The organism is Microtetraspora sp. AC03309, from assembly GCF_020826795.1.
Taxonomy (GTDB): Bacteria; Actinomycetota; Actinomycetes; order Streptosporangiales; family Streptosporangiaceae; genus Microtetraspora; species Microtetraspora glauca.
In genome coordinates, this window is the sequence record NZ_JADDIL010000015.1 from 115,101 (window position 1) to 137,523 (window position 22,423).

The window sequence follows — 22,423 nt, forward strand, 5'->3', positions numbered from 1 at the left end:
GCAGGCTGCAATCTGGCGGCGAAGTGCCGGTTGGACGTTCATCTAAACAGCGGTTCGGGTGGTGGATCGCCACCACCTACGTCCGAGGAGGATCACATGTCCCGTGTCCAGCTCGCCCTGCGTGTCGCCGACCTGGAAGGCTCGATCGCCTTCTATTCCAAACTGTTCGGCACCGAGCCGGCCAAGCGCCGGGAGGGGTACGCCAATTTCGCCATCGCCGAGCCGCCGCTCAAGCTCGTCCTGATCGAGGGGGAGGCCGGGCAGGAGACCCGCCTGGACCACCTCGGCGTCGAGGTCTCCTCCACCGACGAGGTCACCGCCGCCACCGACCGGCTGAAGGAGGCGGGCCTGGCCACCTTCGAGGAGAACGACACCTCCTGCTGCTACGCGCTGCAGGACAAGGTGTGGGTGCACGGCCCCGGCCGCGAGCCGTGGGAGGTGTATGTGGTCAAGGCCGACGCGGACACCCTCGGCAAGTCCGCCACGGCCGGCGACCCGTCGGCCCCCTGCGCCGGCGGCGGCTCCGACGCCGAGGAGGCCCAGCCGACCACTGCGACGACCGGCGGCTGCTGCTGACGGTCCCGCATCACTCCTTGCCCCGCGGCCGCGCGGATGTCAGGCGAGCGTCAGCTGGCGGGCGGGGGAGCGGCGGCGGCGCCAGCGGCGGCTGTCGCGGCCGATGCCGTATGCCTCGGCCAGGCTCCTGACCTGAGCGGTGATGCGCATCCGATAGTCGGCGTCGGCGGTGGGGCTCCTGCCGTACAGGGCCTGGTAGCGCGGGACGAGCCCGGGATGCTCGCGCTCCAGCCACGCGAGGTACCACTCGCGGGCGCCCGTGGGCAGTCGCAGCACGATGGGCGTCACCCTCACCGCCCCCGCCTCGGCCGCCCTGCGCACGGTGGAGCGCAGATGGTCGGGGGAGTCGGTGATCAGCGGGAGGATCGGCGCCATCAGTACCTCGCAGGGGATGCCCGCGTCGTTCAGCTCGGCGCACACCTCCAGGCGGCGCTGCGGGGTCGCGGCTCCCGGCTCGACCGATCGGCGTACCCGGTCGTCGACGAACCCGACCGAGACCCCCGCGCGAACCGGGGCGACCTTCGCCGCCTCGCGCAGCAGATCGAGATCGCGCAGGATGAGCGGACTCTTCGTCAGCACGGTGAACGGGTTTCCCACGTCCGCGAGCGCCCGCACGATGGACGGCATCAGGCGGTAGATCTCCTCCACCGGCTGGTAGCAGTCACCCGCCAGGCCGAGCGCGACCGGCGCGCCCTCCCATCTCGGCGCGGCCAGCTCGCGGCGCAGCCGGTCGGCCAGGCCGGTCTTCACCACGATCGTCGAGGCGAACCCGGCGCCCGCGTCGAGGCCGAGCTGACGGTGGCCGCGCCGGGCCGCGCAGTAGGCGCAGGCGCCCTCACACCCCCGGTAGGGGCTCACACTCCACTGGAACGGCAACTCCGCCGTCTCGGACACCCGCTCGACGGCGCTGCGCGCCCGCACCTCGTGGCAGGTGACGCCGTCGAAGGTCCGGGTGACCGCCTGCCGTTCGATCCGGGGTCGCTCGATCACCGGGGGCGCGGCGTCGAGAAGCGACTCCTGCACGGCATGCATGACGTTCAGTAGAACACGCATTCGACCGGCACGCCAAGGGAATCGACATACTCGGGTGCGCCGCCGTCGCTCTTCACGTCGCTCTTCACGTCGCTCTCCGCGTCGCTCTCCGCGGGCCTCGATCCGGCCACCGGCGCCCGTCCTGGCCGCCGAAGTCAGCGGCGCCGCACCGGCGCTGTCTCCGGCTCGGCGGTATCCCGTTCGAGCATCTGCGGGGTGATTTCCCGTGCGGTGTCCTCCGGCGCCTCGGGCTGCGGCGTTCGGGTTCGTTCCGCCCAGCGGACGGCCGGGCCCATCGCCACGCCGGCCAGCAGGAAGACACCGCCGAGCAGCAGCCATCCCGCCGCACCCCAGCCCATGATCAGCGTGGTCAGGAGCAGCGGGCCCAGCATTCGCGCGATCGCCACGCCGCTGCCGAAGAAGCCCTGGTACTGGCCCTGCTTGTCCGAGGGCGCCAGGTCGAAGCCGATCTCCCAGGCACCCGCCGACAGCGTCATCTCGCCGATCACCTGCAGGACGGCCCCCGCGAGCAGTACGGCTCCCGCCACCCAGGCCGAGGTCCCGGCGGCCGACAGCGCGAAGACCGCACACGCGGCGAGCATGACCACGCCGGAGTGCCGTACGAGCCGGGAGGCGGTGCGCAGCCCGGTCACCCGGCGGGCGACGCGTACCTGGAACAGCACGACGCTCACCGTGTTGACGACCAGCAGAGCCGACACCGTCCAGTGCGGGGCGGCGGTGTGCGAAACGATCCACAGTGGCAGAACCAGGCTGAGCAGCGGCATGTACAACAGCATGATCATGTTGAGGAACGCGACCAGCGCGTACGGCCGGTCCCGGAGCACGGCGAACCTCGGGCCTCCGGCGGCGACGGCCGGGGCAACCGGGGCGGCCGAATCCGACGGTGCATCGGATGGCCCGGCGTTCTGGTCGACAGACGGCGGGAGAGACGGCGCGGTGGAGGGCGGCGACGACGGAACAGCGGTCGGCACCACCGGCAGGCGACGCAGCACAAGAGCGGTCACGAGGAAGCTGGCCGCGTCCATGACGAACATCGCGAGATATGCTGTGCGGTCGTCGAGTTGCAGGGCCACCCCGCCGAGCGCCGCACCGATCGCCAGGCCGCCGTTGGCCGTCGACTGGAGATACGCCCGCGTCTCGGAGCGCCGCCTGCGATCCACCAGCCCGGCGAGCAGCGCCTGCCTGGCGGCGGCGAGACCGCACTGGCAGCTCGCGTAGAAACAGGCCGCCACCGTGAACGCCCATGGAGACCGGACGAGGAGGAACGATCCGACGGCCACGGCGGTCGCGGCCGCCAGCAGGATCGCCGTGCCCCGAGGTCCGCGGCGGTCGGCGAGATGCCCGAGCGGGACTCCGGCCATGGAGCCGACGGCCCAGCCGAGGGTCAGACCGAAGCCGACCTGGGCCGGAGACAGCCCCACGATCCGGGTGAAGAACAACGCCGAGCACACGATGAACGCGCCGTCGCCGACCGAGCCGGCGAGTTGCGCCTGAGCGAGTACGCGCGGCGGTCCCTGCGGTGGGAGGATCCGGCGGAACATCGGTCGCCCCGCGGCGTCAGCCGACGACCGGTCGGACGCGGGCCCGCTTCAACTCGGAGAAGCCCTCGGTCCCCGCGGTGAGGAGCACGCCGTCCCAGAGCCGCCCGGCCGCCTCGCCCCGGGGAGTGGGGGTCACGACCGGCCCGAAGAACGCGATCCTGCGGCCGTCCGGTCCGGGGACGTGGATCGTCGGCGTGCCGAGATCCTCACCGACCGGGTCCAGTCCCGCGCGGTGGCCGGCCCGCAGCGCCTCGTCGTACTCCGTGCCGTCCGCGGCGTCGGCGAGCGTGGTGGACAGTCCGACCTCGGCCAGCGCGGCGACGTACAGCTCGCGGCCGATGGGTGCCTTGTCCAGGTGGATCCGGGTTCCGAGCGCGGTGTAGAGGTCACGCAGCACCTCGGTGCCGTACTTCTGCTCGGCCGCGACGGCGACCCGTACCGGGCCCCAGGCGTCGCGGAGCCATTCCCGGTACCACTCCTCCAGGTCGTCGCGGCCGTCGTTCAGCATCGCCAGGCTCATGACGTGGAAGCGCACCCGCACGTCCCGCACCCGCTCGACCTCGAGCAGCCAGCGTGACGCGATCCAGGCCCACGGGCATTTCGGGTCGAACCACATGTCGGCGGTCGTCACGTCACCTTCTCCTCTTGCACTTTTCCATGATCGTTCTGTCGCGTTCCGGCATGCTCCGCCGTACGTCGCGGCAAGGCGTACTTCGCCGGCAAGGCGTACGTCGCACAAGGCGGCAGAGCCCGCCGACACCAACGTAGGAGCCGGTTTGGCCCAATGGCAGAGCCAATATCGAGCAATCTGATTGGGCCGAATAAGGTGTGTGCGGTGGACTTCCATGTGAGCCTCGCGGGCCGTGGCGATCTCTCCGCCCGCATATACCGGCAACTGGTCGACGCCATACTCGACGGCCGGCTACGCGCCGGGGAGCGGCTGCCTCCGACGCGTGAGCTGGCCCGGCGGCTGGAGGTGTCGCGCAACACGGTGGCCCTGGCGTACGAACGGCTGTCCGCCGAGGGCTTCCTCGAAGGCCGCGCCGGCGCGGGGACCTTCGTCACCACCAGGCCGATGCCCATCAGGACGGCGGCTGCCGGGTCGCCGGCCACCGGCAGGTCCGGCCGTCCACGGGAAGACCGGTCGGAGGGAGACGGCGGTGCCGGGCCGCGTCGCCTGTGGCGGGAGATCACCCTCCCCTTCCGCTCCGAAGAGGCGCCCGAGCCCGCGTACGACTTCCGGCTGGGGGCGCCCGACCCGGAGCTGTTCCCGCTGGCGACGTGGCGACGGCTGGTGGCTCGCGAACTGCGGCCCTCCGCCATACGCGCGGGCACCTACGGCGACCCCGCCGGGCACGCCGGACTGCGCGCGGCGATCACCCGCTATGTCGGGATCTCCCGTTCGGTGCGCGCGGAGCCCGACGACGTGCTCGTCACCCAGGGGGCGCAGCAGGCCCTCGACCTCATCGGCCGGGTGCTGATCGAGCCCGGAGACCACGTGGCCGTCGAGGAGCCCGGCTATCCACCGGCCCGGCTGCTGTTCCGGTCCCTGGGCGCACGGGTGACCGGGGTGCCGGTCGATTCCGAGGGGCTGGACGTCGCCGCCATCCCGCCCGCCGTCCGGCTGGTCTACGTGACGCCGTCGCACCAGTTCCCGCTGGGTGCGCCGATGTCGCTCGAACGCCGTACCGCGTTGCTCGCGTGGGCGCGGCGGCGTGGCGGGACAGTGATCGAGGACGACTATGACAGCGAGTTCCGGTTCGGAGGCCGGCCGCTCGAACCGCTGCAGAGCCTCGACCGCGACGGCCGGGTCATCTACGTCGGGTCCTTCTCCAAGACGCTCCTGCCGATGCTGCGCGTCGGATTCCTGATCGCCCCGGCCTCGCTCAGGGCCGCGCTGCGGAGCGCCAAGCGGCTCACCGACTGGCACGGCGACGTCATCACCCAGGCGGCGCTGGCCCGGTTCATCGACGAGGGCCTGCTTGGCCGGCAGATCCGCAAGGCCACCCGCGAGTACGCGGCGCGCCGTGAACTGATCATCACGACGCTCCTGCGCGACTTCGCGGGCCTGCTCCGACCGGTGCCGTCGGCGGCGGGCCTGCACCTGTGCGCCAGGCTCGTTCCCGGGTCGGGGACAGAGCGAGTCACGGAAGGCACAGCGGGACGCGCGGACCAGAGCGCGGGCACGGGCGTGGGCGTAAGCGCGGACAACGACGTGGACATCGACGTGGACATCGACGCCGCCCTCACGCGCGCGAGGGCGGCGGGCGTCGCCGTGGAGAGCCTCGCGACCTACTACGGGGAGGCTCCCGCCCAGCAGGGACTCGTGCTCGGATACGGCCGGATCAAGACGGAAAGGATCGAGGAGGGCCTGCGCCGGCTGGCGGCGAGCTTCCGCCCCTCCTGACCGCCGCTGTTTTGACCTTGACGCTGCGTCAACTTCTAGCATCGAGGCCATGTCGATCACTGTTCTTGACACCTACTCCGCCATGAGGCGGATCCTGCTGGCCCCGGTCGCGGACCGCGTTGACCTGCTGCGTTCGATGCTGGAGGCCAACAAGGGTATGTACCGCTACCACCCAGGCGAGCTCGACCTGGTAGCCGTACACCTCCAATCGTCCGGGTTCCCCATCGACCGCGACGAGGAACGTTGCCTGGCGGCGCTCGAAACCCTGGCAGCGGCCGGGGCCTGGGAGCGGATGCAACGCGCGCTCGACCACGCTCTCACCGTACTGCTGGAGGCGACACCGGGGCTGGAGGCCCCGGACATCACCGTGCTGTTCGTCCTCGGCGATCCGGGTGACGAACACTTCATGGGTCCCTGCAAAGGATTGACCGGGTTCGGCGGCATCTCGGGCAACATCGCCATCACGTTCTGGCCCTTCCCCGAGAACGTGGAGCGGCTGGAGGCCACCGCCGTGCACGAACTCCATCACAACCTGCGGTGGAGTCCGGGCGGGGTGGTGTGGGACCCGATGACCGTCACGGTCGGCGAGCACATCGTCGGCGAGGGCCTGGCCGACGCCTTCGCCCGCCAGCTCTACGGCGACGAGTTCGGCCCCGCCCGCATCGGTGTGCCGCACCTGCACGACGACGAGGTCTTCGCCAAAGTGCTCACCGGGCTCGATGTGACAGGCATGCAGAACTTCACCGCCTGGGTGCACGGCGACCCAGGCGCGGAGCACCTCGGCGTCACCCCGGTGGGACTGCCGATGGGCGCGGGGTACGCCGCGGGCAACCGGCTGGTCGACACCTACCTGGCGGAGACCGGGCAGACGGCGGCCCAAGCCCTGCACGCCGACGCCTCGGAGATCATCGCAACCACTCTCCGCCGCGGGTGACACTGGAACGATGGAGTGGACGATCCAGGAACTCGCGGCGAGAGCCGGCATCACCAGCCGGACCCTGCGTCACTACGACCGGGTCGGGCTCCTGGCCCCGTCCCGGGTCGGCGCGAACGGGTACCGCTACTACGACCCCACGGCGGTCGCCCGGCTCCAGCGGATCCTGCTCATGCGCCGGCTCGGCATGGGCTTGCCGGCCATCGCCGAGGTCCTGGCCGACGAGGTCGACGCGCTCGACGGGCTCCGCGCCCACATCGCCGCGTTGGAAGAGGAACGGGACCGCATCGAACGGCAGGTCCGGTCTGTGCGTCACACGCTCGAGGCGCTGCAGGCGGGGGTGGAACCGCGGATGGACGTCATGTTGGCGGGGTTCAACGACCGCTACAAGGACGAGGTGATCTCACGTTGGGGCGAGCACGCGTTCCAGGTGAGCAACGACTGGTGGCACGGCAAGAGCCTCGACCAGCAGCGGGCCTGGAAGCAGGACACCGAGGACCTCGTCGCCGCATGGGTCGCCGCAGTGAAGGCCGGAGCTTCGCCGACATCGGAACACGCTCAGTCGCTGGCCGCCCGGCACGTCCGGTGGCTGAGTCAGATCCCGGGCACCCCCACCGCCGAGGGCGACCGGGAGCGCTCGATCGAGATGGTGAACGGCATCGGGGACATGTTCGTCGACGACCCCCGCTTCGCCGCCATGTACGACGACGCCGCGGGGGCGACGTTCGTCCGCGACGCCCTGCACGCGTACGCGCGGACCCGGATGTAGCAGAGGTTCCGGTCCCGCTCGGGCGCAGGCCAGGGTCGCCGTGGCAGGCACTGCCGCGGTGGCGGCCGCCGAGGCCGGTCCGGCCATGTAGTCCACTGCGGCCTTGGGCAGCTCCCCGACCTGCCGGGGAAGCGGGCCTCCAACTCGAAGAACTTCAGCATCGAACCGCGACCGTGATCTATCACAGAACTGCTTGGCGGCTGGGAACACATTCGGGAGAAGACCCCGGGTTCGTGGCAGTGGCCCCGCTCTGGACGAGCCGGTAGGAGTCGGTCAGGGAGTCCAGACCATCGCCTGCTGGTGAAGTCGCGCGCCACCGTGCCTCAGGCCAGGGACCAGCGGCGTCGGACCATGTTTGGCAAAGCCCACGCGTTCGAAGAACCGCACCGCACGGGCGTTCTCGACCAAGGTCTGCAGATGGCATCCGGGCGATCCGGTGTCCCTGAGCCGATCGAGCCATCGGTTCATCAACCCGTCGGCGGCGCCGGTTCCCCGCGCCGGCGACGCCATGTTGATATGCAGGTGCGCCGGCCACCGGGCATCCTCGAAATCTCGCGCGGTGGGTTGCCGCCGGAGCGAGGCCCACGCCATGTCGGCCATGCCGCGGGCGAAGAAGACCGCGGGTCCGGGCAGGAAGATCAGCCGGTACTTCCTGATGGCGTCTTCCATGCGCTCGCTCTCGCTGGGAAAGGTCGCGCTGTCGAGACACCCCGCCAGGTAGCCGACCAAAGCCCCATCGACCACGGCGACGAACAACGAGTCCGGTTCCAGGTCCATGTACGGCTCCAGATACATGGCCGCCTCGGACTCCGCGTGCCCCCACAACGAAGCGGTCGCAGCGCCCTCACCTGCGCGGCTGAACAGCGCGCGCAACTCGGCGCGATCACTTTCCACAAAAGTACGGATCTCCATCACGCCCGATGCGCTCCTCGGCATCTCGACTCGGTGAGGCCGCGGGCATGGTGCTCGGCCGCATAAACCGCGTATCTCATACTGTATATTCCATACACAGTTATTACGCTATATCACGTACACAGTTCTTGAACACAGGAGGAGCCCGATGGCGGAGCTGCCGCCCGTCGTGGCCCGGATGTGGGGGCGCGAACCCGCCTCGCGCCGGGGGCCCCGGCCACGCCTGGACCTGGAGACGATCACGACGGCCGCCATCGAGATCGCCGACGCCGAAGGTCTGGCCGGGGTCTCGATGAGCAGCGTCGCCGCCCAGGTGGGCGTCGCGCCGATGGCGCTGTACCGATACGTCGGCAGCAAGGACGAGTTGCTGACCGCCATGGCCGACAGCGCCGTCCCCCCGCCGCCCGAACGCGGAACCCTGACCTGGCGCGACTACCTCGCCACGTGGACCAGAGCCAACCGCGACTTCCTGCTGTCCCGCCCATGGCTGCTGTCCGTCCAGGCCCTCACCCCGCCCATGGGCCCGCGGCGGCTGTACTGGCTCGACCGTGCCCTGGACGCGTTGGGCGACACCACGCTCGAGGACGGCGAGAAGTTCAACGCGGCGACCGCGCTCACCGGCTACGCGCTGACCGACGCCACGCTCGTGCACACGATGAACGCCGCCGGCCAGAAGCCTGACGCCACCGGGATCACGGGGGCCGCCGACTACGGCGAAGTACTCGCCGAGGTGCTCGACCCCCAGACGTACCCGGCCCTGTCGGCCATGATGCGCTCCGGGCTGCTCAGGGAATCCGAAGGCTGGACGGAGGACGCCGACTTCCTGTTCGGCCTCAACCTCCTGCTCGACGGCATCGAGGCGCTGATCGCCCGGCGCGCATCTCAGCCGGGTGGGTGAGCATGCCCTGCAATTCGACCTCGCTCACCTGGGCGTGCCTCGGTCCCGGATTCCGCCGTGATCGCGTGGGCGGCGCGGTAGCGGCTGGGCGGCAGGCCGTACCGGCCGGTGAACGCCTCGCGGAGCGTCTCGGCCGAGCCGAACCCGCACCGGCGGGCGACCACGGGCAACGGCAGCGCGGTGGAGGCCAGCAGGTGGGCGGCCGCCTCCGTCCTGACCCGCCGGACGAACCTCGCCGGGCTCTCGCCGATGTGCGCGCCGAACAGCCGGGCGAGATGGCGTTCGCTCACCCCGGCGAGCGTCGCCAGCGTCGCGGCGTCGAGATCGCCGTCCAGATGGGAGCCGACGTGATCGACGATCCGGCGCACGACCGCGTGCTCGGGGGAGGGCGGCGCGACGAACATGCTCACCTGCGCCTGGTTGCCCGGCCGTTGCAGGTAGGTCACCAGGCCCCGGGCGACGTCCCTGGCCAGCGTGGGGCCGTGGTCCTCGCCGATGAAGGCGAGCGTCAGGTCGAGCGCGCTCGTCACCCCGGCCGCCGTGGACACCCGGCCGTCGCGGATGTAGATCGGTGCCGGATCCACGGTCACCTCCGGGTGCAGCGACGCGAGCTTGCGCGCGTACGCCCAGTGGGTGGTGGCCCTGCGCCCGGCGAGCAGGCCGGCGGCGGCCAGCACGCTCGCCCCCGTACACACCGAGGCGACCCGGCGGCTCTCCCCGGCCAGCCGCCGTACGTGGGCGACCAGCCGCCGGTCCTCGGCCGCGGCCTCGTGCCCGTCCCCGCCCGACACGACGAGCGTGTCGATGGGGCCCGTCAGGCGCTCCAGCCGTTCCTGTCCCTGGAGGACGAGCCCGCTTCCGCAGGTGATCGCCCGGCCGCCCGGCGTCGCCAGACCGATCCGGTACGGCGGCTGCCCGCCGAGCCGGTTGGCGACGTGCAGCGGGGTCGTCACTCCCGCGATGTCCATGAGTTCGGCGTCGTCGTAGCCGACCACGACCACCCGCCGTTCGATCACCGCTCGGCCTCCTCTGGTTACGCCTGTACGCGTACTGGCGCGGGGTGCGTCTGCTCGGTGCCGCTTCGCACCGTTGCGCGCCCTTCCCGTCCCGACCCGTTCTGACCCGTTCTGACCTGTCCCGCCCATCCTGGCTCGCCGGGGGCGTCGGCGTTCCCCCGGCCACTCCGTAGGCGTACGGGATGGGTCCGTCAGACAGGGATCCCCGGATTCCGGACACACGGCGACGCTCGGGTTGAGGCGCCGATGGCGCCGGTGTGAGCGTGGCGGCATGACGAAGACCATCGCTTTCGTGCTCTATCCCGGCCTGACCGTGCTCGACGTCGTCGGCCCGCTCCAGGTCGTCACCGGCCTCTCCCAACTCGACCCGCGGTACCGGGTGGTGGTGCTCGCGGAGGGCACCGCTCCGCTGCCGAGCGACACCCCGCTCGGCCTGGTGGCGAGCCACACCTTCGACGAGATCCCGGAACCGGATGTGCTCATCGTCCCCGGCGGCATGGAGGGGACGATGGCCGCGCTCGCCGACGACACGTTCCTGGAGCGGATCCGGCGCGCGGCGGCGGGCGCCGACCTCGTCGGCTCGGTGTGCACGGGCTCACTGTTGCTCGGGGCGGCGGGGCTGCTCGAGGGGCGCCGGGCCACCGGCCATTGGTCGATGCGGCATCTGCTGGAACGCTTCGGCGCCGTCCCGGTCGCCGAGCGCTGGGTGGAGGACGGGCGGATCATCACCGCCGCGGGCGTGGCCGCCGGGATCGACATGGCCCTCGCCCTGGTGGAACGGCTGGCGGGGGAGGAGACGGCCAGAATGGTCCAGCTCTGGATCGAGTACGACCCGCAGCCGCCGCTCGGGGGGATCGACTGGGACGGCGTGGACATTCCGTCCTACCGCCCGATCGTGGACGGCCTGCTCGCGACCACGCTGGCCGACCACCCCGAGTTGTTGGGACGACTGACGGCCTGATCTCGGGGTCCTTCCGAACCTGCCGTCGAACCGTTGCCGAACGGCCGATGAACAGCGGGCACGGCCACCCGTCTGCCACTCAGCTACCCCGATAAATAGGGATATGTCCGTTAAAGTTGGACAAGCGTACCGCTTTTAACGGAGGTTCCCCCATGGCCTGGCTCCTGCTCGCCGCCGCGATCGCCTCGGAGGTCGTCGCGACCACCGCCCTGAAGTTCAGCGACGGGCTCAGCCACAAGGGCTGGTCCGCCCTGATGATCGTCGGATACATCGCGTCGTTCGTGCTACTGGCCAAGGCCCTGAAACTGCAGATGCCGCTCGGCGTCGCGTACGCGGTGTGGTCCGGCGTCGGCACCGCCGTGATCGCCCTGATCGGGATGGCCTTCATGGGCGAGAGCATGAATCTGGCGAAGATGGGCGGAATCCTGCTCATCATCGGTGGTGTCGTGTTGCTCAACCTTTCGGGTGCCCATTGAGAGGCCGGGCCCCGCGCGAGAACGGCGAGAAGCCGGAACGCAAGCCCCAGGAGAGGGCGGTGCGCCGCAAGGAGGCGCTGCTCGACGCGGCCGTCGCCCTTCTCGGCGAGGGCGGGTTCACTGCGGTCACCCACCGGGCGGTCGCCGAGCGGGCGGGCGTGCCGCCCGCGGCGACCACCTACTACTTCTCCTCGCGGGACGAGCTGGTGGCCCGAGCATTCGCCCTGCTCGTCGAACGTGACCTGAGGCTGATGCGGACCTCTCTCACCCGACCCGGGCCGGACTCTCTTGTCGAGCTGGCCCAGGTGCTCCTCAAGACGTACGCCGCGGATCGCGGCCACCAACTCGGGCTCTGGGAGCTGTACCTGCAGGCGGGCCGCGAACCCGCCCTGCAGCACATCGCCCGGACCTGGACCGACGGGTGGCACGACATCGTACGGACGCTGCTCGAACAGGCCGGCCGCCCCTGCGGCGAGGCCGAGGTCCGCTTCGTCGCGACGCTGGTGTCGGGCCTCTGGCTGGAGCACATCGTCGAGGCCCGGCCCGGATCCCTGGAGCACGCCGGAGACATGGTCACCCGCGCGCTGCGCGCGATCGCCGCGTGAAGTCCCGATGAGGCACGCCGTCGGGGCCTGGCGGCGGGCGGACCCTTTCCCGTCGCGTCCGCCAGGCGAGGTTCCGTCGCGTCGTTCATTGCCCCACTTCCAGGTCAGGAATCCGGTTCGAGCACTGTGGACGCCGCGCGGCGGCGCGGCAGACAGAGCTGGGCGGACAGCAGCCCGGCCACGCCGACCAGGGCCCACAGCGCCCATGGGCCGATCGCGTACACGGCGCCGCCGATGAGCGGTCCGGCGCCCGTACCGGTCGTGTACGCGACGCCGTGCAACCCCTGGTAACGCCCGACCATCCGCGGCGGAGCCAGACTTCCCAGGTATGCCTGCGAGATGGAGCTGGTCATCATCTCGCCGAGCGTCCACACCAGCACCGTCGCCGCCAGCGGGACCATGCCGGTCATGAACCCGGTCAGCGCGAGACCGACCCCGGTGATCAGGTTGCCGACGGCCAGTACGTACTCCGGCCGGTACCGGGAGACCACACCGGTGATGGGCAGCTCAAGGACCAACACCAGCAGACCGTTGAGCCCGATGAGGAGACCGAAGTCGCGCTCGCTCAGACCCACGTCGCTGACGTGCAGGGGCAGGCCGACGGTGGACTGGATGTAGACGAACTCGGCGAACACGGTCATCAGCAGGAAGCGCACCAGTGTGCGGTCGGCGAGCAGCTGCCGGTACCCCACCGCCCGGTCCGCCTGTGTGCCCGCGTCGTCCTGGTCGGACCGCTCCTTGGGCGCATCCCGCAGCAGCACCCCCACGACCACGCCGAACAGCAGGCACGCGACGGCATTGCCCAGGAAGAGCCCCACGAAGGAGGAGCTGGCCAGCACACCGCCGATGACGCCGCCCAGGGCAGCGCCCACGTTCATCGCGAACCGGAACACCCCGAAGGCGGCGAGCCGTTGCCGGTTGGTCGCCGCCACGGAATCGAGCAGCACCGCGGCCGCGGCCGGCCGGTAGATCTGCGACGTCACCCCGGTGAGACCGACCACCGCGACGATGATCGGCAACGGTCCGAGGGACGGCACGATCGCCGTCAGCCCGGAGGTGGTCACGGCGGACAGCACGATGGTCCATCGCCGGCCGATCCTGTCGGCGAGGTGGCCACCGACGGCGTTGCCGAGCACTTTGCCCACACCGGACACGCCCAGCACCAACCCCGCGGCACCGGCGGAATAGCCGCGCTCGGTCAGGTACAGCACGATGAACACGGGCAGGAAGTTTCCGACCTGGTTGACCAGGATGCCGAGACTGATGATCCACACCCGGCCGGGCAGACCGCGCAGCGCGTCGCGGAACCGCGGCTCGTCGACGCCCGACCGGGTCGGCAGCGCGGTGCTCACGCGACCGGCTCCGTGCACACGTGTATCGCCGCGGCCAGCCGCCTGCCGTTGGCGATCGCTTCGGCGGCGGTGGCGCCGCGGGCGATGACGTGACCGACCTTGTCCTCGTTCCAGGTCAGCGGTGGCACCTCGGCCCCCGGCTCCACCTCCAACTGGAGGTCGACGAACGCCGGGTCCGCGCGCACGGCGTCGACGCCGGTCACCTCCACGACCCGTCCGGGCTCCGGTGTGAGGAACCGGACGGCCGCTCCGCCCCGGGGCTCGGGCGACGTTGTGAGCGGCTCCACCATGCCGAACCCGGCGCCCAGCGCGTAGCGCTGCATGTCGACGCCGTAGACGATCTCGGTCAGTTCGTTGATCCGGTCACCGCCGACGCGGTTGTGTGACTCGACGATCCGCGGGCCGCGCGAGGTCAGCTTGACCTCGGTGTGCGCTGGACCGTTGCGCAGCCCCACCGCGTCGAGGAAGTCCGTCACCAACCGCGTGACCTCGCGCAGCGTCTCGGCCGAGCAGCCGCTGGGCTGCGAATGTCCGAGCTCGACGAAACCGGGGCCGCCGCACTCCTTGTCGGTCACCGCGACGACCACATGCCGGCCGTCGAAGGTCAGGGTCTCCACGCTGATCTCCGGGCCGTCCAGGAACTCCTCCATGAGGAACTCGTCGAAGGAATCAGCGTAGGCCAGGTCGCCGGCGGCCCAATGCCCGTCGTCAAGGGACCGGAACCGTTCGGCGACGACCTCCACGTCAGCTTGGTCGCGGATGCAGAACACTCCCAGGCTGCCCGATTCACGGATCGGCTTGACGATGATCGGGAGCCCGTGCGCCTCAGCGAACTCCCGAACGTCCCGCGTGGAACGGCCCACCGCGGAGGCCACCGGGCTGATGCCCCTCGCGGCCAGATGCCGGCGCATCCGCCACTTGTCCAGCAGCAGTTCCACGGTGGCGACGGAATCACCGCCGAGGCCGAGCGCCTCGTTGATCCGCGCCGTCGGCAGCAGCCCGAGCTCGAACAGCGACACGGCTGCCTGGAACGGGTACGCCTCGTGCAACGCCTGGACCAGTGGCAGGAGCCGGTCGATGTCCCCGTAGTCGAGCAGCAACGCCTGATCGACGTAGGGCCAGTGGCCGCGCTCGTACTTGTCCGGGAACTGGGCGTGAACCACGTCCAGGCCGAGCTCCCGGGCCTTGCGCACATGCGTGAGGTCGCCGCCGATGACCAGGACGCGAGGCCGTCCGGTGGCGACCGCCGAGGATCGTCGGCCGGTGGGTACGACATCGTCGAACAAGGTGGCTCCCTCTCTCACGTTTCCTTCCGGCGGCGCGCCGACCACGACGGGGACGTCGAACCGGAACTCGTCCGACAGCTTCACCAGGCATGAGGCCACAGCGACTGGCCACGGCGTCCGTGCCGCCGGATCGCGCATCAGGCTAGGACGTATTCCGGACGATCTGCTTCCGGTATAGCAAGCGACCACTTAATCTGCTCGTGTGCCGACCGATCTCAGCCCCACCGCACGGGCTCTGCGCACCATGGAAATCCTCCAGACCCGCCCCGGCACGACGGCGGACGAGCTCGCCGCGTCGCTGGGTGTCACGGAGCGGGCCGCGCGCCGGTACATCGGGATCCTCCGGGAGGCGGGCATCCCGGTCGAGTCGACCCGAGGCCCGTACGGCGGGTACCGGCTGGGACGCGGGACGAGGCTGCCACCGGTGGTCTTCACGGAACCGGAGGCGCTGGCGCTGGTCATGGTGGTGCTCGACGACGCCGACGAGCTCGTGGGAAGCGCGCTGAGCAAGGTCATCCGAGCGCTGCCGGAGAGGGTCGGCCGGCAGGCGGCGACGCTGCGCGACCATGCGTCGGCCGCGCCCGACCCGTACTCGGCTCGGCCTGATCCGGCCATCACCAGCGCACTGGTCACGGCGTCCGCGGACCGACGGAGCGTGCGGATGGCGTATCGGAGCGAATCGGGGAAGGAGTCGGAGAAAGAGGTGGATCCCTGGGCCGTGGTCGTCCGCCACGGGCGCTGGTACCTCTTGTGCCGCTCGCATCGCTCGGACGCGATCCGCACGTACCGGGTCGACCGGATCGGCGCGGTCCATCAGACGACCGGCGTGTTCGAACCGCCCGACGACCTCGACCCGGTGGCGGCGCTGGAGGAGAACCTGGGCACGGGCCGGGAGTACCTCACCCGCGTGGTGTTCGACGCCGCCCTGCCCGAGGTGGCGCGGTGGGTCAGTCCCCCCATGGGACGGCTGGAGGCGTCGGGCGACGGGTGCGTGCTGACCGGCAGTACGAGCGACCCGGAGTGGTATGCGCAGGAGTGGCTGGCGAGGATGCCGTTCGGGTTTCGCGCCGAAGGCGGGCCGGAACTCCGGGCGGCGGTGACGGCGATGGCGGCGCGCTTCACGGCGGCGGTGGAGCCCTAGAAGATCAATGCAGATCTTGGTCCAGGCCTGTCGTGCATGGGCCGGTGCCCTGCGGTCAGGCGGTGGTCGGCTCAAGGGTCCAGACGCCGCCGGTGTGGGTGAGTCCGAGGTGGATCAGTGTGCGGAGATCGCCGGCGGCCCGCGGGCGGGCATCGGATATCCGTCCAGCTCATGGACGGTGGAGAAGCTCTCCGGTCGGCTGACCCGTAGTGGTCGGCACCTCATGGGCGATGGCCGAGAATGGGACGATGACCACAGCGGACGGCCAGATCACCGAGCGGCGGCAGCGGCGTGCGGACGCGCGCCGCAACTACGACCTACTCGTGGCCGCGGCGCGGGAGACGTTCGCCGAGTCGGGGCCCGAGGCGTCGCTCAACGAGATCGCCCGCCGGGCGGGCGTGGGGCCGGGCACCCTCTACCGGCACTTTCCCACCCGGAGCGCCCTGCTGACGGCGGTGCTCAGGGACCGGATCGAGACCTTGTGCTCGCATGCGGAGCGGCTGTCGACCGCCGATTCCGCCGACGACGCGTTGGCCGAATGGCTGGGCGCGTTCCTGGTCCACGCCCGGGTCAACCACGGACTGGGCGGCGCCCAGATGATCGAGGAACCGGACACTCCCGGCTTCGACTGCCACCGGCTGCTGCTGGACGCGATGGCGGCCCTGCTCGTCCGGGCCCAGCGGTCGGGTACGGCCCGCGCCGACCTGGCACCCGGCGACCTGCTCCAGCTCGTCGTCGGCATCGCGCTGTCCACCGCCCGGAGCGACGACGACCCCGACCGCCCCGGCCGTCTGCTCTCGCTCGTACTCGACGCCGCGCACACCCGCGCCAAGCGGTGAACACCCGCCCCGAGGCCGCCGGAGGCCGACGTGTTCCGATCCCGCAGGCGTAGGGGCGGCCGCGTGCGCCACCCGAGCGACTCTGGTAGCGTTGCCGCCCCTGGCAGTGATCGTTCCGAGGAGGTGAGACCCATTCCCCTGTATCAGGCTGGGTGCTCCCATCTCACAGCCGTGCGGTCCCTCTGACGTAGGTGACCGCGGGAGCGCCCACATCGGCTCCCCGGAAGGCTCCCATGTCGGCTCTGCCGCCGCTTCACTCTCTGTCTGTCATCGTCACCACTCTCCGGGCCGCGGGTTGCGTCTTCGCCGAGGACGAGGCGCGACTGCTCGTCTCCACGGCACGCACCCCGGCCGATCTCGCCGCCATGGTGGACCGGCGCGTCGCCGGTCTACCCCTCGAACACGTCCTGGGCTGGGCCGATTTCTGCGGTCTGCGCATAGCTGTGGACCCCGGAGTCTTCGTGCCCCGACCCCGTACCGAGTTCCTCATCCGCCAGGCCGCCGCGCTCGCCCGGCCCGGAGCCGTCGTCGTCGACCTGTGCTGCGGCTCGGGCGCGATGGGCGCCGCCCTGGTCGCGACCCTGGACAGGGCCGAACTACACGCCGTCGACATCGACCCGGCCGCGGTACGGTGCGCCCGCCGCAATCTCGCCGCCACCGGCGGCCACGTGTACGAAGGAGACCTGTACGCGCCGCTGCCCGTCACGCTGCGGGGCCGCGTGGACATCCTGGTCGCCAGCGCACCCTACGTCCCCACCGACGCGATCGGGTTGCTGCCCCCGGAGGCTCGCGTCCACGAACCACGGGTCGCGCTCGACGGCGGCGCGGACGGCCTCGACGTCGTACGCCGAGTGATCGCCGAGGCGCCTCTCTGGCTGGCGCCAGACGGCTGCCTGCTGGTCGAGACGAGCGAACGGCAGGCGGCGCGGACCGTCGAGGCCGTCACCCGTGCCGGGCTGATCCCACGGGTGGCCGGCTCCGACGAACTGGACGCCACCGCCGTCATCGGAACCCGGTCCACCTCCTGATCAGGGCGGACGGTCTCCGACGCGCATCGAGCCGATAGGGCTGGTCAGCGGTTACCTTGCGGGTCGAGGTACGTCATGAGTGGCGTGACGCGGCGGCATGCCGGGCCGGTGACGAGCTGGTGGTGACCAAGCTGGATGGCTCGCCCGCTCGGTCGCCGACGCGCATGACATCGCCAAGGAACCGACCGCTCGTGAGGTGAAGCTCAAGCTGGCGTCCGTCGGCTACCCTCACGCGCCGCGCCACCTCGGCATTGACGACACGGACGCGACATCCTCAGCTTCCTGTGCGTACACGCCTGGCTTGGTTCCTGCGGTCGATGCCGGGATGGACACTCAGGACAACCGGGTCCCGATCGGGCTGCTGTAGGACACGTTCTTGCCTCCCACGAATGGCAGCAGCCGCTCCGTCTCCTGCTCCAAGTCCGCCCGATCGGTCGCGGACAGGGGACGGAACGGAGTGAGGTGCAGAGTGTCGCCTTGGAGGGACCAGCTTCCGTGCACGTGGCCGTCCACGAGGAAGGTGGGCCGTACTTGTGCCTGGCCGGGCATCACGCGCTTTCGGTCCTGGTGGCTGATGATGCGGGTCCGGTCGGCGTGGCCGAGCAGGGCGTTGTCGAAGGCGGGCAGCAGTCGCACGGGGGCGGGCGTGTCGGGGTCGGGCAGTTCCGCGTCGGTCAGGTCGATCAGTTCCCTGCCGTCGGGGTCGCGGTAGTGGCGCAGTTCGGTGCGCATGTCGGAGACGATCTCGCCGAGGCGGGTCAGCCCGGACCACGCCTGCACGTCCATGATCCCGGCTGGGCCGAACGCTGCCAGATAGCGGCGGATGAGGTCCTTGGCGGTCACCGGGGCCATGGGCCGGCCGAGCCAGGTCTCGGCGGGCGTGACAGAGACGGCCGACCGGGTGCCCCAGGAGCCCCATGTGCCGGTGGCCGGGCTGTGGATGAGGGGGGCTCTGAGCTCAACCTCCCCAGCGAGGATGCGCCCGTCGCGGCCTGGGTGGCGTTCGGCCAGCCGTCGGGCCAGTGCTTTTCGCGGCGTCGTCCCGCCCGCCAGCAGCTCAAGCCCGGTGGCGACCAGCGAGGCGGTGTCCAGGCCCGCGCTGTTGCGGGCAAAGTACGCCGAGCGGGCGGTGCGGTCGAGCACGGGCTGCAGCAGCGGCCGCAGCCGGCGGAAGTCGTCGGCCGCGGCGAGGTGCTGGGTGCTGCGGAGCAGACCGGAGCGGACGACCTTCCGCTCCTGCAGCAGGGTGGTGAGCTCGGAGTGGGTGAAGCCGTGGATCCTGCTCCACAGCCCGACGTAGGGCCAGTTGGGCTCTTGCGCCTGCAGCGCGACCAGGCGCCCGATCACCTCCAGCGGGGTGTGATCGGTGCGGGCCAGCAGGAACTGGCGGCCCAGCAGGGCCCGGTTCAGGGCCCTGCTCGAGAGCGTCGTCACGACAGCCGCACCGAGACATTGCCCCGGTAGGACCCCTGGAGCAGGGACAGGAACGCCTGCGGCACGTCCTCGATCCCGCCCTTGATGACCGTCTGCGGGTAGACGAAGCGGCCCTCGCCCAGCCAGGTCCTGAAGTGTTCCCGCCAGGCGGCGATCTGGTCGGGGGTGTGGTAGCAGGAGAACGGCAGCAGCTCGACGCCCCGGGCCTGGGCCGCGGCGTGATCGGGCTTGGGGAAGCGCTCCGCCGCACCGCCGAGCTGGCTGGACAGCGAGCCGCACAGCGCGAAGCGGGCGCCGGGCCCGGCCGTCTGCAGCGCGGCCTGATACTGCTCGCCGCCCACGACGTCGAAGAACACCGAAATGCCCTCGGGCGCGAGCTCTCGGAGCCGGTCGGCCACCGAGCCGTCGCGGTAGTCGAAGGCGGCGTCGTAGCCGAGCTCATTCACCAGATAGTCGACCTTGGCCGGGCTGCCGGCGCTGCCGATCACCCGCGCCGCGCCCAGGCACTTGGCGATCTGCCCGGCCAGCGAGCCGACCCCGCCCGCCGCGCCGGAGACGAACACCACGTCGCCCTCGCCGACGCCCGCCACGTCGGCCATCCCGTAGTAGGCCGTGGGCCCCTGACCGAGGTAGTAGCCGGGGTCCGCGATGGGATCAAGCTTGGTGTACTGGGTGGCCGGGCCCGCCGAGTACTCGCTCCAGCCGGTCATCGACTGGACCAGGTCACCGACCGCGAGCTCGGGGCTGTCGGACCGGACGACGGTGCCGATGGCGGCCACGCCCACCCGCTGGCCCGGCTGCCAGGCCGGTACCGGGATGGTGCAGTCGGCGCGCATCAGCTCCAGGTAGGTCGCGGCGAGCCCGATCTGGTCAGTCCGCACCACAACCTCGCCCTCCACCTCGGTCGTGGTGACAGTGAAGTGGTCGAGCGTGGGGGTGCCGACGACCTGTGTGGTCAGCTGGATCTCACGGGTGATCATCTCTTGGTCCTTATGTCGATACGGCCTTCGAAATCGACTCTAGAGAGGCTTCCGGTCACTTTTTGACCGGAAGTCGGGCGAGGATGGTGGTATGGCGAACACCAGCTCACGGACTCTCACGCTGCTCTCGCTGCTGCAGACCCACCGCCACTGGCCCGGCATGGAACTGGCTGAGCGGCTCGGGGTGTCCGAGCGGACCCTGCGCCGCGACGTTGACCGGTTGCGCGAGCTCGGCTACCCGGTCAGCGCGGCCCGCGGCACCGACGGCGGCTACCAGCTCGCGCCCGGCGCGGTCCTGCCGCCGCTGCTGCTAGATGACGAGGAGGCGGTGGCCCTCGCGGTGGGCATCGGTGATGCGGCACAGAGCGGGATCGCCGGGATGCAGGAGGCGTCGCTGCGCGCACTTACCAAGGTGGTTCAGGTCCTGCCGCCCCGGCTGCGGGCCAGGGTGGACGCCCTGCGGGAGATGACCCTCTCCGTCGCCGCATCCGGGCCGGTCGTCGCTGCGGGAGTGCTCACCGCGGTCGCCCAGGCTTGCCGGGACCAGGAGCGGCTGCGCTTCGGCTACACCGCCAGACGCTCCGCCCCCACCGAGCGCGAGGTCGAGCCGCACCGCGTCGTCGCCCTCGGCGGACGATGGTACCTGGTCGCCTACGACCTGGCCCGGCACGACTGGCGCAGCTTCCGCCTCGACAGGCTGACCGAGCCGGCCGCGACCGGCACGCGCTTCCGGCCGCGTCCGCTCCCGGCCGAGGACGCCGCGGCCTTCGTCCAGGAAGCCAGCGGGGCGCCGGCGCCGTACACGGTCCAGGCGCTCGTCCATGCCCCCGCGATCCGGGTACGGCAGGCGGTCGGTCAGTGGGGCACGATCGAACCGCTCGACCACGGCACCTGCCGGATCACCATGACTTCGATCTCTCTCGATTGGCCGACCCAGGCGCTGGGCAATGTGGGCGCCGAGTTCGAGGTGCTGGGGCCGCCGGAGTTCGCCGCACATGTCCAGGATTGGGGCGCACGCTTCACCCGGGCCACCAGCGCACCCGACAGACCGTCCCTGCCATAGCCAGATCGCGACGATGGCGCGACGTCCGTAGCAGCTGAGGCAATGGAAAACGTTCTGCCAGGGGCGCCCCCGCCCTATCTGCGCGACCCCTAGTCTAGCCTCGGGCTTTCGCGGTGAATTTCTCCGAGGTTGATCGTTTACATGAGAAATTGCGCCCTGAACGCGGAAAGGAGCTCGATGTAGGTAGAGCGACTTGATGCGGTGCTGCGTGGGAGATGAAGGATTTGGCCCTTCGGAGCCGCCCTGCGGGGGGAGGCTTCAAACCGCCTCATGCTGCGTTGGCTGAAGACCGTCGTGGTGAGCGATGAGGAAAAGGCGCACATGATGCGTCAGGTAGGGATCAGGAAGGCGAGCGCAAGCGAATCGCTGCTGACGTGCCGTAAGTAAAACAGGTGACATCGAAACCGGGATCTGGTTCTCATTCCCGGGATGAGTCTGGCGGGTGCCCGTTTATTGGCCAGATGGTGTCCGGCGTGTAGGCGACGCGAGCCTGATCTGCTGCTTCCACGTGGAACAGGGGAAGGCGGGCCCCGACACCGGCATCGCGCGCTAGGCGCGGCGCCGACAGGGAGCATCCTGAGCGGCTGAACCCGCAAGGGACTGAGTACCGTCGCGGGGTCTGCTGGCGGACTGGCTCGTAGTAGCTGTGAGGTCTCTGTAATGGGGACGGAGCCAAGGGGCCAGGCCATTCGCGGAGTGTTTGTTCAGTCAACCGGAGATTCCGGGAGGAGCTGCGTGGACACGCTAAAGCTGCACGGCAAGGCGTTCGATATCTCGAAACGGGAAGTCTGGGAGGCATACAAGAAGGTCAAAGCCAATCAGGGAGCGCCGGGAGTGGACGGGAAATCCATCGCCGACTTCGAAGCCGATCTGAAGAACAACCTGTACAAGATCTGGAATCGGATGTCGTCGGGGACCTACTTTCCACCTCCGGTGCTGGCGGTGGAGATCCCCAAGCCGCATGGCGGGGGCACCCGGTTGCTTGGGGTGCCTACCGTGGCCGACAGAATCGCCCAGACTGTGGCGGCCCGGCATCTGGAGCAGCGGGTGGAACCGATCTTCCATCCGGACTCCTATGGATACCGGCCGGGCCGCTCAGCGCTGGACGCGGTGGGCGTATGCCGGGAACGCTGCTGGAGATACGACTGGGTG

Annotated in this window: 21 protein-coding genes and 1 pseudogene; 13 read left to right on the forward strand and 9 right to left on the reverse strand. The window is 70.5% G+C overall.

Annotated elements, in window-relative coordinates; all coding sequences use genetic code 11:
• Positions 1-96: 96 nt before the first annotated feature.
• Positions 97-576: an ArsI/CadI family heavy metal resistance metalloenzyme gene (locus IMZ11_RS11360; protein WP_228640446.1), complete on the forward strand. Its 480-nt coding sequence runs from the start codon at positions 97-99 to the stop codon at positions 574-576.
• 39 nt (positions 577-615) lie between these two features.
• On the opposite strand, the gene IMZ11_RS11365 is transcribed toward IMZ11_RS11360, so the two are convergent.
• The 3 genes from IMZ11_RS11365 to IMZ11_RS11375 all read right to left on the reverse strand — a co-directional run bounded on the left by IMZ11_RS11365 (position 616) and on the right by IMZ11_RS11375 (position 3,786).
• Complete coding sequence (locus IMZ11_RS11365; protein ID WP_228640449.1) at positions 616-1,608, reverse strand: radical SAM protein; 993 nt, start codon at positions 1,606-1,608, stop codon at positions 616-618.
• Between the two features lie 155 nt (positions 1,609-1,763).
• Positions 1,764-3,170, reverse strand: coding sequence for an MFS transporter (locus IMZ11_RS11370; protein WP_228640452.1), 1,407 nt, complete (start codon positions 3,168-3,170; stop codon positions 1,764-1,766).
• Positions 3,171-3,186: 16 nt separating this feature from the next.
• Entirely contained in the window at positions 3,187-3,786 is a 600-nt protein-coding gene (locus IMZ11_RS11375) for a disulfide bond formation protein DsbA (protein WP_228640517.1), read from the reverse strand.
• Between the two features lie 219 nt (positions 3,787-4,005).
• Here IMZ11_RS11375 and IMZ11_RS11380 point away from each other — a divergent pair, with 219 nt between their 5' ends.
• The 3 genes from IMZ11_RS11380 to IMZ11_RS11390 are packed head-to-tail and all read left to right on the forward strand — an operon-like array spanning position 4,006 to position 7,280.
• Entirely contained in the window at positions 4,006-5,577 is a 1,572-nt protein-coding gene (locus tag IMZ11_RS11380) for a PLP-dependent aminotransferase family protein (RefSeq protein WP_228640454.1), read from the forward strand.
• Positions 5,578-5,626: 49 nt separating this feature from the next.
• Positions 5,627-6,511: a DUF2268 domain-containing protein gene (locus tag IMZ11_RS11385; protein ID WP_228640456.1), complete on the forward strand. Its 885-nt coding sequence runs from the start codon at positions 5,627-5,629 to the stop codon at positions 6,509-6,511.
• Between the two features lie 10 nt (positions 6,512-6,521).
• Positions 6,522-7,280 (forward strand): MerR family transcriptional regulator, encoded by a 759-nt coding sequence (locus IMZ11_RS11390; protein WP_228640458.1) that lies wholly within the window; start codon positions 6,522-6,524, stop codon positions 7,278-7,280.
• 273 nt (positions 7,281-7,553) lie between these two features.
• Here IMZ11_RS11390 and IMZ11_RS11395 read toward each other — a convergent pair whose 3' ends face one another.
• On the reverse strand, positions 7,554-8,192 hold the full coding sequence (locus IMZ11_RS11395; protein WP_228640520.1) for a GNAT family N-acetyltransferase: 639 nt from the start codon (positions 8,190-8,192) through the stop codon (positions 7,554-7,556).
• Positions 8,193-8,340: 148 nt separating this feature from the next.
• Between IMZ11_RS11395 and IMZ11_RS11400 the strand changes: the two genes are divergently transcribed.
• Positions 8,341-9,090, forward strand: coding sequence for a TetR/AcrR family transcriptional regulator (locus tag IMZ11_RS11400; protein ID WP_228640461.1), 750 nt, complete (start codon positions 8,341-8,343; stop codon positions 9,088-9,090).
• Here IMZ11_RS11400 and IMZ11_RS11405 read toward each other — a convergent pair.
• The gene (locus IMZ11_RS11405; RefSeq protein WP_228640463.1) at positions 9,075-10,106 is read right to left on the reverse strand and encodes a GlxA family transcriptional regulator; all 1,032 of its coding nucleotides are present in this window, start codon (positions 10,104-10,106) and stop codon (positions 9,075-9,077) included. The two genes, IMZ11_RS11400 and IMZ11_RS11405, sit on opposite strands and share 16 nt — an antisense overlap.
• Positions 10,107-10,377: 271 nt before the next feature.
• Here IMZ11_RS11405 and IMZ11_RS11410 point away from each other — a divergent pair, with 271 nt between their 5' ends.
• The 3 genes from IMZ11_RS11410 (at position 10,378) to IMZ11_RS11420 (ending at position 12,148) form a co-directional block, all read left to right on the forward strand.
• Positions 10,378-11,067 (forward strand): DJ-1/PfpI family protein, encoded by a 690-nt coding sequence (locus IMZ11_RS11410; RefSeq protein ID WP_228640466.1) that lies wholly within the window; start codon positions 10,378-10,380, stop codon positions 11,065-11,067.
• A 152-nt stretch (positions 11,068-11,219) separates the two neighbouring features.
• Positions 11,220-11,543, forward strand: coding sequence for a multidrug efflux SMR transporter (locus IMZ11_RS11415; protein WP_061254583.1), 324 nt, complete (start codon positions 11,220-11,222; stop codon positions 11,541-11,543).
• Positions 11,544-11,602: 59 nt separating this feature from the next.
• Positions 11,603-12,148, forward strand: a complete 546-nt coding sequence (locus IMZ11_RS11420) for a TetR/AcrR family transcriptional regulator (RefSeq protein ID WP_228640469.1) — start codon at positions 11,603-11,605, stop codon at positions 12,146-12,148.
• Positions 12,149-12,252: 104 nt separating this feature from the next.
• Here IMZ11_RS11420 and IMZ11_RS11425 read toward each other — a convergent pair whose 3' ends face one another.
• A complete protein-coding gene (locus IMZ11_RS11425; RefSeq protein ID WP_228640472.1) occupies positions 12,253-13,500 on the reverse strand; it encodes an MFS transporter in 1,248 nt (415 codons plus the stop codon).
• Positions 13,497-14,870 carry an ATP-grasp domain-containing protein gene (locus IMZ11_RS11430; protein WP_228640475.1) on the reverse strand — a complete coding sequence of 458 codons (1,374 nt, stop codon included), beginning with the start codon at positions 14,868-14,870 and terminating at the stop codon, positions 13,497-13,499. The genes IMZ11_RS11425 and IMZ11_RS11430 overlap by 4 nt, the downstream gene beginning before the upstream one ends.
• Before the next feature lie 118 nt (positions 14,871-14,988).
• Between IMZ11_RS11430 and IMZ11_RS11435 the strand changes: the two genes are divergently transcribed.
• The 3 genes from IMZ11_RS11435 (at position 14,989) to IMZ11_RS11445 (ending at position 17,794) form a co-directional block, all read left to right on the forward strand.
• Positions 14,989-15,927 (forward strand): YafY family protein, encoded by a 939-nt coding sequence (locus IMZ11_RS11435; RefSeq protein WP_228640478.1) that lies wholly within the window; start codon positions 14,989-14,991, stop codon positions 15,925-15,927.
• Between the two features lie 248 nt (positions 15,928-16,175).
• Positions 16,176-16,766, forward strand: coding sequence for a TetR/AcrR family transcriptional regulator (locus IMZ11_RS11440; protein ID WP_228640481.1), 591 nt, complete (start codon positions 16,176-16,178; stop codon positions 16,764-16,766).
• 233 nt (positions 16,767-16,999) lie between these two features.
• The gene (locus IMZ11_RS11445) at positions 17,000-17,794 is read left to right on the forward strand and encodes a putative protein N(5)-glutamine methyltransferase (RefSeq protein WP_228640485.1); all 795 of its coding nucleotides are present in this window, start codon (positions 17,000-17,002) and stop codon (positions 17,792-17,794) included.
• 333 nt (positions 17,795-18,127) lie between these two features.
• Here IMZ11_RS11445 and IMZ11_RS11450 read toward each other — a convergent pair whose 3' ends face one another.
• Both IMZ11_RS11450 and IMZ11_RS11455 read right to left on the reverse strand, forming a co-directional pair.
• Positions 18,128-19,228: a winged helix DNA-binding domain-containing protein gene (locus tag IMZ11_RS11450; RefSeq protein WP_228640488.1), complete on the reverse strand. Its 1,101-nt coding sequence runs from the start codon at positions 19,226-19,228 to the stop codon at positions 18,128-18,130.
• Positions 19,225-20,208 (reverse strand): NADP-dependent oxidoreductase, encoded by a 984-nt coding sequence (locus IMZ11_RS11455; RefSeq protein WP_228640491.1) that lies wholly within the window; start codon positions 20,206-20,208, stop codon positions 19,225-19,227. Before IMZ11_RS11455 ends, IMZ11_RS11450 begins: the two co-directional genes overlap by 4 nt.
• A 91-nt stretch (positions 20,209-20,299) precedes the next feature.
• Here IMZ11_RS11455 and IMZ11_RS11460 point away from each other — a divergent pair, with 91 nt between their 5' ends.
• Both IMZ11_RS11460 and IMZ11_RS11465 read left to right on the forward strand, forming a co-directional pair.
• Positions 20,300-21,271: a YafY family protein gene (locus tag IMZ11_RS11460; protein ID WP_228640494.1), complete on the forward strand. Its 972-nt coding sequence runs from the start codon at positions 20,300-20,302 to the stop codon at positions 21,269-21,271.
• A gap of 735 nt (positions 21,272-22,006) precedes the next feature.
• Positions 22,007-22,423: pseudogene (locus IMZ11_RS11465) on the forward strand (reverse transcriptase domain-containing protein); the annotation flags it as partial.

Bases quoted from the DNA above. Each gene is read 5' to 3' on its own strand.
- IMZ11_RS11440 (WP_228640481.1), top strand. From the start codon at position 16,176: ATGACCACAGCGGACGGCCAGATCACCGAGCGGCGGCAGCGGCGTGCG.
- IMZ11_RS11455 (WP_228640491.1), bottom strand. From the start codon at position 20,208: ATGATCACCCGTGAGATCCAGCTGACCACACAGGTCGTCGGCACCCCC.
- IMZ11_RS11445 (WP_228640485.1), top strand. From the start codon at position 17,000: ATGTCGGCTCTGCCGCCGCTTCACTCTCTGTCTGTCATCGTCACCACT.
- IMZ11_RS11360 (WP_228640446.1), top strand. From the start codon at position 97: ATGTCCCGTGTCCAGCTCGCCCTGCGTGTCGCCGACCTGGAAGGCTCG.
- IMZ11_RS11390 (WP_228640458.1), top strand. From the start codon at position 6,522: ATGGAGTGGACGATCCAGGAACTCGCGGCGAGAGCCGGCATCACCAGC.
- IMZ11_RS11410 (WP_228640466.1), top strand. From the start codon at position 10,378: ATGACGAAGACCATCGCTTTCGTGCTCTATCCCGGCCTGACCGTGCTC.
- IMZ11_RS11460 (WP_228640494.1), top strand. From the start codon at position 20,300: ATGGCGAACACCAGCTCACGGACTCTCACGCTGCTCTCGCTGCTGCAG.
- IMZ11_RS11415 (WP_061254583.1), top strand. From the start codon at position 11,220: ATGGCCTGGCTCCTGCTCGCCGCCGCGATCGCCTCGGAGGTCGTCGCG.
- IMZ11_RS11385 (WP_228640456.1), top strand. From the start codon at position 5,627: ATGTCGATCACTGTTCTTGACACCTACTCCGCCATGAGGCGGATCCTG.
- IMZ11_RS11365 (WP_228640449.1), bottom strand. From the start codon at position 1,608: ATGCATGCCGTGCAGGAGTCGCTTCTCGACGCCGCGCCCCCGGTGATC.
- IMZ11_RS11395 (WP_228640520.1), bottom strand. From the start codon at position 8,192: ATGGAGATCCGTACTTTTGTGGAAAGTGATCGCGCCGAGTTGCGCGCG.
- IMZ11_RS11375 (WP_228640517.1), bottom strand. From the start codon at position 3,786: ATGTGGTTCGACCCGAAATGCCCGTGGGCCTGGATCGCGTCACGCTGG.
- IMZ11_RS11370 (WP_228640452.1), bottom strand. From the start codon at position 3,170: ATGTTCCGCCGGATCCTCCCACCGCAGGGACCGCCGCGCGTACTCGCT.
- IMZ11_RS11400 (WP_228640461.1), top strand. From the start codon at position 8,341: ATGGCGGAGCTGCCGCCCGTCGTGGCCCGGATGTGGGGGCGCGAACCC.